The organism is Streptomyces prasinopilosus (genome assembly GCF_001419695.1).
GTDB classification, from domain to species: domain Bacteria; phylum Actinomycetota; class Actinomycetes; order Streptomycetales; family Streptomycetaceae; genus Streptomyces; species Streptomyces prasinopilosus.
In genome coordinates this window covers 1-7,649 of sequence record NZ_LIRG01000558.1, presented here as the reverse complement: position 1 = coordinate 7,649, position 7,649 = coordinate 1, and the positions used below count along the sequence as shown (strand labels likewise).

The following is a 7,649-nucleotide window of genomic DNA, read 5'->3' as shown; positions in this document are numbered from 1 at the left end:
GCCCGCGCGCGGGCCTGGCGCACCGCCTTCGGGGACGACGCCGACGTGTTCTACGCCGGCAAGGCCTTCCTCTCCCGTGCCGTCGTCCGGTGGCTCCACGAGGAGGGGCTGAACCTCGACGTCTGCTCCGGCGGGGAGCTGGCCACCGCCCTGTCCGCCGGGATGCCCGCCGACCGGATCGCCTTCCACGGCAACAACAAGTCCGTGGCCGAGATCCACCGGGCCGTCGAGGCCGGGGTCGGGCGGATCGTGCTCGACTCCTTCCAGGAGATCGCCCGGGTCGCGCACATCGCGCAGTCGCTCGGCAGGCGGCAGCGGGTGCAGATCCGCATCACCGTCGGCGTCGAGGCGCACACCCACGAGTTCATCGCCACCGCGCACGAGGACCAGAAGTTCGGGATCCCGCTCGCCGGCGGGCAGGCCGCCGAGGCCGTGCGGCGGGCGCTCCAGCTGGACGGCCTGGAGGTCGTCGGGATCCACTCGCACATCGGGTCGCAGATCTTCGACATGTCCGGGTTCGAGGTCGCCGCCCACCGGGTCGTCGGGCTGCTCAAGGAGATCCGGGACGAGCACGGGGTCGAACTGCCCGAGATCGACCTCGGCGGCGGCCTCGGCATCGCCTACACCAGCGACGACGACCCCCGCGAGCCGCACGAGATCGCCAAGGCGCTGACCGAGATCGTCACCCGCGAGTGCGAGGGCGCCCGCCTCGCCACCCCCCGCATCTCCGTCGAACCCGGGCGGGCCATCGTCGGCCCGACCGCCTTCACGGTGTACGAGGTCGGCACCATCAAGCCGCTCGACGGGCTGCGCACCTACGTCTCCGTCGACGGCGGGATGTCGGACAACATCCGCACCGCCCTGTACGACGCCGAGTACAGCGTCTCCCTCGTCTCCCGCAGCTCCGACGCCGAACCGATGCTCTGCCGGGTCGTCGGCAAGCACTGCGAGAGCGGTGACATCGTGGTGCGCGACGCCTTCCTGCCGGGGGACCTGGCGCCGGGCGACCTGATCGCCGTACCGGCCACCGGCGCGTACTGCCGGTCGATGGCGAGCAACTACAACCACGTGCTCCGCCCGCCCGTCGTCGCCGTCGCGGACGGCGAGGCGCGGGTCATCGTCCGCCGCGAGACCGAGGACGACCTCCTGCGCCTCGACGTCGGGTGAGGGGGAGGGAACGGGAACGGCGGCGGGAGCAGCGGGAACAGCGGAGCAACAGCAGGGGGAGGCGGAAGATCTTCGGTTCTTCCGGCCTCCCGATGAAATTGATGTCTCACGATCCGGACAAAGGGAAGAAACTTCCGTCCGGTGAGTGAGACTGGTGCAACCTAGACGGTAATCAGGAAACGAGGTCGGATGATGCGTACGCGTCCGCTGAAGGTGGCGCTGCTGGGCTGTGGAGTGGTCGGCTCAGAGGTGGCGCGCATCATGACGACGCAGGCCGCCGACCTCGCCGCCCGCATCGGGGCCCCGGTGGAACTCGCCGGGGTCGCCGTGCGGCGCCCGGACCGGGTGCGTGAGGGCATCGCCCCGGAGCTGGTCACCACCGACGCCACCGCCCTGGTCAAACGCGGCGACCTCGACGTCGTCGTCGAGGTCATCGGCGGCATCGAACCCGCGCGGACGCTGATCACCACCGCCTTCGCGCACGGCGCGTCCGTCGTCTCCGCGAACAAGGCGCTGCTCGCCCAGGACGGCGCCGCGCTGCACGCCATCGCCGAGGAGCACGGCAAGGACCTCTACTACGAGGCCGCCGTCGCCGGTGCCATCCCGCTGATCCGGCCGCTGCGCGAGTCCCTCGCCGGCGACAAGGTCAACCGGGTGCTCGGCATCGTCAACGGCACCACCAACTTCATCCTCGACAAGATGGACTCCACCGGCGCCGGCTACCAGGAGGCGCTCGACGAGGCCACCGCCCTCGGGTACGCCGAGGCCGACCCGACCGCCGACGTCGAGGGCTTCGACGCCGCCGCCAAGGCCGCCATCCTCGCCGGGATCGCCTTCCACACGCGGGTGCGCCTCGACGACGTGCACCGCGAGGGCATGACCGAGGTCACCGCCGCCGACTTCGCCTCCGCGAAGGAGATGGGCTGCACCATCAAGCTGCTGGCCATCTGCGAGCGGGCCGCGGACGGCGGGTCCGTCACCGCGCGGGTGCACCCGGCGATGATCCCGCTCACCCACCCGCTGGCCTCGGTCCGCGGCGCCTACAACGCGGTGTTCGTCGAGTCGGACGCCGCGGGACAGCTGATGTTCTACGGGCCCGGCGCCGGCGGGGCACCCACCGCCTCGGCCGTGCTCGGCGACCTCGTCGCCGTCTGCCGCAACCGGCTGGGCGGGACGACCGGACCGGGCGAGTCCGCCTACGCGGCGCTGCCCGTCTCCCCGATGGGCGAGGTCGTCACGCGCTACCACATCAGCCTCGATGTGGCCGACAAACCGGGTGTGCTCGCCCAGGTCGCGACCGTGTTCGCCGAGCACGGTGTCTCGATCGACACCGTGCGCCAGCAGGGCAAGGACGGGGAGGCCTCCCTCGTCGTCGTCACCCACCGTGCGTCCGACGCGGCCCTCGGCGGCACCGTCGACGCCTTGCGCAAGCTCGACACCGTGCGCGGTGTCGCCAGCATCATGCGGGTTGAAGGAGAGTAAGCAGCAATGACCCACCAGTGGCGCGGAATCATCGAGGAGTACCGGGACCGGCTGCCGGTCACCGACACCACGCCGGTCGTGACGCTCCGTGAGGGCGGTACGCCGCTCGTGCCCGCGCAGGTGCTCTCCGAGCGCACGGGCTGCGAGGTCCACCTCAAGGTCGAGGGCGCGAACCCGACCGGTTCCTTCAAGGACCGGGGCATGACCATGGCCATCTCCAAGGCCAAGGAGGAGGGCGCGCAGGCCGTCATCTGCGCCTCCACCGGCAACACCTCCGCCTCCGCCGCCGCCTACGGGGTGCGCGCCGGGATGGTCTCCGCGGTGCTCGTGCCGCAGGGCAAGATCGCCCTCGGCAAGATGGGCCAGGCCCTGGTGCACGGCGCGAAGATCCTCCAGGTCGACGGCAACTTCGACGACTGCCTCACCCTCGCCCGCGCCCTCAGCGACAACTACCCCGTGGCGCTGGTCAATTCGGTCAACCCGGTGCGTATCGAGGGGCAGAAGACGGCCGCCTTCGAAATCGTGGACATGCTGGGCGACGCCCCCGACATCCACGTCCTGCCGGTGGGCAACGCGGGCAACATCACCGCCTACTGGAAGGGCTACCGGGAGTACGCCGCCGACGGCGTCTCCACCCGGGCCCCCCGGATGTGGGGCTTCCAGGCGTCCGGCAGCGCCCCGATCGTGCGCGGCGAGGTCGTCAAGGACCCGGCGACCATCGCCACCGCCATCCGGATCGGCAACCCGGCCTCGTGGCAGTACGCGCTGGCCGCGCGCGACGAGTCCGGCGGCCTCATCGACGAGGTGACGGACCGTGAGATCCTGCGCGCCTACCGGCTGTTGGCCTCGCAGGAAGGCGTCTTCGTCGAGCCCGCGTCCGCCGCTTCGGTCGCCGGCCTCCTGAAGGCCGCGGAGCAGGGCAAGGTCGACCCCGGACAGCGCATCGTGTGCACCGTCACGGGCAACGGTCTGAAGGACCCGGACTGGGCCGTCGCCGGCGCGCCGCAGCCGGTCACCGTCCCCGTGGACGCGGCGACGGCCGCCGAACGGCTCGGACTGGTCTGACCGCCGGCACCAAAAGTCCCGGGGCGGCGCGCCCCGGGACTTCCGGCCGCCGCCGCCCCGGGCCGGCGTTCCGCGTCCGGCGGGAGCCGCACGCTCCGGCGGGACGGACGTCGGCGGGACGGACGCCGACGGGGCGAGCGCTGACAGGACGGGCGCCGACGGAGGACACCTCGGCAGGACAGGCGTAAGAAGGCGCTTGCCGGGGGAAGTTCCCCAGGAGGGGGCACAGGGGGCCTGTGACACGCATCGTGCGCCTCCCGTGCGCCCTATGTCGACACAGAACCTTCCTTCGATAGTCTGTACTCAACCCACCGCCGCATATGCCGCGGTCCCGCGTCGTCTCCGTGGTCCGGACCATGGTCCGGAGGGGCCCGGAAGGGCCTCGGAGGGGTTCGGGGAGCGGCCGGCCACCCCGGTCGGCGGCGATCCCGGGGTTTTGCACGTCATCGAATGTCATTCGACGGTCTTCGACAGCCGCCGTCACCGTCCCAGCTCAAGGAGAGTCATCGAGCGATGGCCGGTCCCGCGTTCCGCGCCGCCGCCGTCCGGGTGCGCGTCCCCGCCACCAGCGCCAACCTCGGCCCGGGCTTCGACGCCCTCGGCCTCGCGCTGGGCCTGTACGACGACGTCGTCGTCCGGGTGGCCGACGCCGGGCTGCACATCGACATCGCCGGCGAGGGCGGTGAAACCCTGCCCCGCGACGAGAACCACCTGCTCGTACGCTCCCTGCGCACCGCCTTCGACCTGCTCGGTGGACAGCCGCGCGGCCTGGAGATCGTCTGCGCCAACCGCATTCCGCACGGCCGGGGCCTGGGCTCCTCCTCCGCCGCCATCTGCGCCGGGATCGTCGCCGCCCGCGCCGTGACCATAGGCGCCGACACCAGGCTCGACGACACCGCGCTGCTCGAACTCGCCACCGAGATCGAGGGCCACCCCGACAACGTCGCCGCCTGCCTGCTGGGCGGCTTCACCCTCTCCTGGATGGAGAGCGGCGCGGCCCGCGCGATCAGGATGGAGCCCGCCGGGTCCGTCGTGCCGGTGGTGTTCGTCCCCGGCAAACCCGTCCTCACCGAGACCGCGCGCGGCCTGCTGCCGCGCACCGTGCCCCACGTCGACGCCGCCGCCAACGCGGGCCGCGCCGCCCTCCTCGTGGAGGCGCTGACCAGGCGTCCCGAACTGCTGCTGCCCGCCACCGAGGACCGCCTGCACCAGGATTACCGCGCCCCCGCCATGCCCGAGAGCGCGGCGCTGGTCGAGCGGCTGCGCGCGGACGGCGTCCCCGCGGTGATCTCCGGAGCCGGGCCCACCGTCATGGCACTGGCCGACGCGGACACCGCCGACAAGGTCGAAGCGCTGGCCGGGAACGACTGGGCCGCCAACCGGCTCGGTCTCGATCTGCGGGGAGCGAGCGTGCTTCCGCTCGCCACCTGACACACGGTTGCCGGACAAGGAGAGGGGGAATGTTTGTTGGATCCGGTAGTGTTAACCTCAAGTCTGCACCCGACCCCACCATGGCGAGGTGCCTCGTGTCCCCGCTCGGGACAGACATTCTTCCGGGAGCCCCCCAAGCCCAACTGTGTTCGCTGCTCCGTACGCGGGCAGTACGTCGTACGCGAACACTGAACGGCCCGCCGGGCACGCTCCGGAACCGGTGCGACCACGCCACGTGACACTGGATGCCACGGCTCGGGAAGCGCCATCACCAGATATCCCTTCCGCCGTCGAGGCGGACCACCGCCCCGGCACGGTTCGCACAGCAAGGACCGAAGCCGGACAGCACAACCGGTCGCCGAGCCAGACAGGCCGACGTCCGCTCCAGGGAAGGACCCTTCGTGAGCGACACCACCGATCTGATGGGCGCACGTGTCGAGGAGACCGCTGCCGCGCCCGCCACGGACGCCTCCGCGCCTGCCAGCGGTGCCGGCTCCCGGCGGCGCCGGGGTACCGGCCTCGAAGGCATGGTGCTGGCCGAGCTTCAGCAGGTCGCCTCCGGCCTCGGCATCAGGGGCACCGCGCGCATGCGCAAGAGCCAGCTGATCGAGGTCATCAAGGAAGCGCAGGCGTCGGGCGGCACCGCCGCCCCCAAGAGCGAGGCCCCCGCCGAGACGGCGGAGACCAAGCCCAAGCGCCGCGCCACCTCGCGGACCCGTACGGGTGACACCGCCGAGAAGAAGTCCGCTGCCGAGGCCCCCGCCGAACAGGCCGCCGCCCAGCAGCAGATCGACATCCCCGGCCAGCCCTCCCCGAAGGCCGACGCCCCGGCCGAGCAGGCTCCGGCCGAGCAGGCTCCCGCCACGCGCCGCCGCCGGGTCACCGCGGACGCGGGCGCTCCGGCCGCCGCCGAGCAGGCCCCCGCCGAGCCGAAGGGCGACGCGAAGGCCGAAGGCCAGGCGCAGTCGCAGCAGTCCCCGTCGCAGGGCGACGCCAGGGGCGACGGCGACGGCGGTGACGGCCGTCGCCGTGACCGCCGCGACCGCGGCCGCGACCGCGGCGAGCGCACCGACCGCGGTGACCGCAACGACCGTGCCGAGCGCGGTGATCGGGGCGACCGCGGGGACCGTCGCGGCAAGGGCGACGACCAGCAGCAGAACCAGGGCGGCCAGGGCCGCCAGCAGAACCAGCAGCAGGGCGGCGGCCGTCAGGACGACGGCTACGACGACGACGGAGGCGGCCGCCGCGGCCGTCGCGGCCGCTACCGCGACCGCCGGGGCCGTCGCGGCCGCGACGACGTGCAGGAGCCGCAGGTCAACGAGGACGACGTCCTGATCCCGGTCGCGGGCATCCTCGACATCCTCGACAACTACGCGTTCATCCGGACCTCCGGCTACCTGCCCGGCCCGAACGACGTGTACGTCTCCCTCGCCCAGGTCCGCAAGAACGGCCTGCGTAAGGGCGACCACCTCACCGGCGCGGTGCGCCAGCCGAAGGAGGGCGAGCGCCGCGAGAAGTTCAACGCGCTGGTCCGCCTCGACTCCGTCAACGGCATGGCGCCCGAACACGGCCGCGGCCGCCCGGAGTTCAACAAGCTCACCCCGCTGTACCCGCAGGACCGCCTCCGTCTGGAGACCGACCCCGGCGTCCTCACCACGCGGATCATCGACCTCGTGTCGCCGATCGGCAAGGGCCAGCGCGGTCTGATCGTGGCCCCGCCGAAGACCGGCAAGACCATGATCATGCAGGCGGTCGCCAACGCGATCACCCACAACAACCCCGAGTGCCACCTGATGGTCGTCCTCGTCGACGAGCGTCCGGAAGAGGTCACCGACATGCAGCGGTCGGTGAAGGGCGAGGTCATCTCCTCGACCTTCGACCGTCCCGCCGAGGACCACACCACGGTCGCCGAGCTCGCCATCGAGCGCGCCAAGCGGCTGGTGGAGCTGGGCCACGACGTCGTCGTGCTGCTCGACTCGATCACGCGTCTGGGCCGTGCGTACAACCTCGCCGCCCCGGCCTCCGGCCGCATCCTGTCCGGTGGTGTCGACTCGACGGCGCTGTACCCGCCGAAGCGCTTCTTCGGCGCGGCCCGCAACATCGAGGACGGCGGCTCGCTGACCATCCTCGCCACCGCGCTGGTGGACACCGGGTCCCGCATGGACGAGGTGATCTTCGAGGAGTTCAAGGGCACCGGCAACATGGAGCTCAAGCTCGACCGGAAGCTCGCCGACAAGCGCATCTTCCCCGCGGTGGACGTCGACGCGTCCGGTACCCGCAAGGAGGAGATCCTGCTGGGCAGCGACGAGCTGGCCATCACCTGGAAGCTCCGCCGGGTGCTGCACGCGCTCGACTCGCAGCAGGCGATCGAGCTGCTCCTCGACAAGATGAAGCAGACGAAGTCGAACGCCGAGTTCCTGCTGCAGATCCAGAAGACGACGCCGGCGCCGGGCAACGGCGACTGACGCCCGTCCCGCCCGTCCCACCGCGAGGGCCGCACCCCG

General features: G+C 72.0%; 5 protein-coding genes. All 5 read left to right on the top strand.

The genetic code is table 11. The features are described from left to right. Positions 1–1,167 (top strand): diaminopimelate decarboxylase (lysA, locus tag AOK18_RS22005; RefSeq protein WP_055695470.1); only part of this gene is annotated, 1,167 nt, incomplete at its 5' end. Positions 1,168–1,356: 189 nt separating this feature from the next. Continuing rightward, a complete protein-coding gene (locus AOK18_RS32055; protein ID WP_055572038.1) occupies positions 1,357–2,649 on the top strand; it encodes a homoserine dehydrogenase in 1,293 nt (430 codons plus the stop codon). 6 nt (positions 2,650–2,655) lie between these two features. Further along, positions 2,656–3,714, top strand: coding sequence for a threonine synthase (gene thrC / locus AOK18_RS32050; RefSeq protein ID WP_055572037.1), 1,059 nt, complete (start codon positions 2,656–2,658; stop codon positions 3,712–3,714). 513 nt (positions 3,715–4,227) lie between these two features. Next, positions 4,228–5,145: a homoserine kinase gene (gene thrB / locus AOK18_RS21990; protein ID WP_055695469.1), complete on the top strand. Its 918-nt coding sequence runs from the start codon at positions 4,228–4,230 to the stop codon at positions 5,143–5,145. Positions 5,146–5,546: 401 nt separating this feature from the next. Continuing rightward, positions 5,547–7,610 (top strand): transcription termination factor Rho, encoded by a 2,064-nt coding sequence (gene rho / locus AOK18_RS21985; protein WP_055695468.1) that lies wholly within the window; start codon positions 5,547–5,549, stop codon positions 7,608–7,610. The last annotated feature ends 39 nt before the right edge of the window (positions 7,611–7,649 follow it).

What these genes read in the sequence shown, in the direction of transcription:
- AOK18_RS32055 (WP_055572038.1), top strand. Translation starts at nt 1,357, where the DNA reads ATGATGCGTACGCGTCCGCTGAAGGTGGCGCTGCTGGGCTGTGGAGTG.
- thrC (WP_055572037.1), top strand. Translation starts at nt 2,656, where the DNA reads ATGACCCACCAGTGGCGCGGAATCATCGAGGAGTACCGGGACCGGCTG.
- thrB (WP_055695469.1), top strand. Translation starts at nt 4,228, where the DNA reads ATGGCCGGTCCCGCGTTCCGCGCCGCCGCCGTCCGGGTGCGCGTCCCC.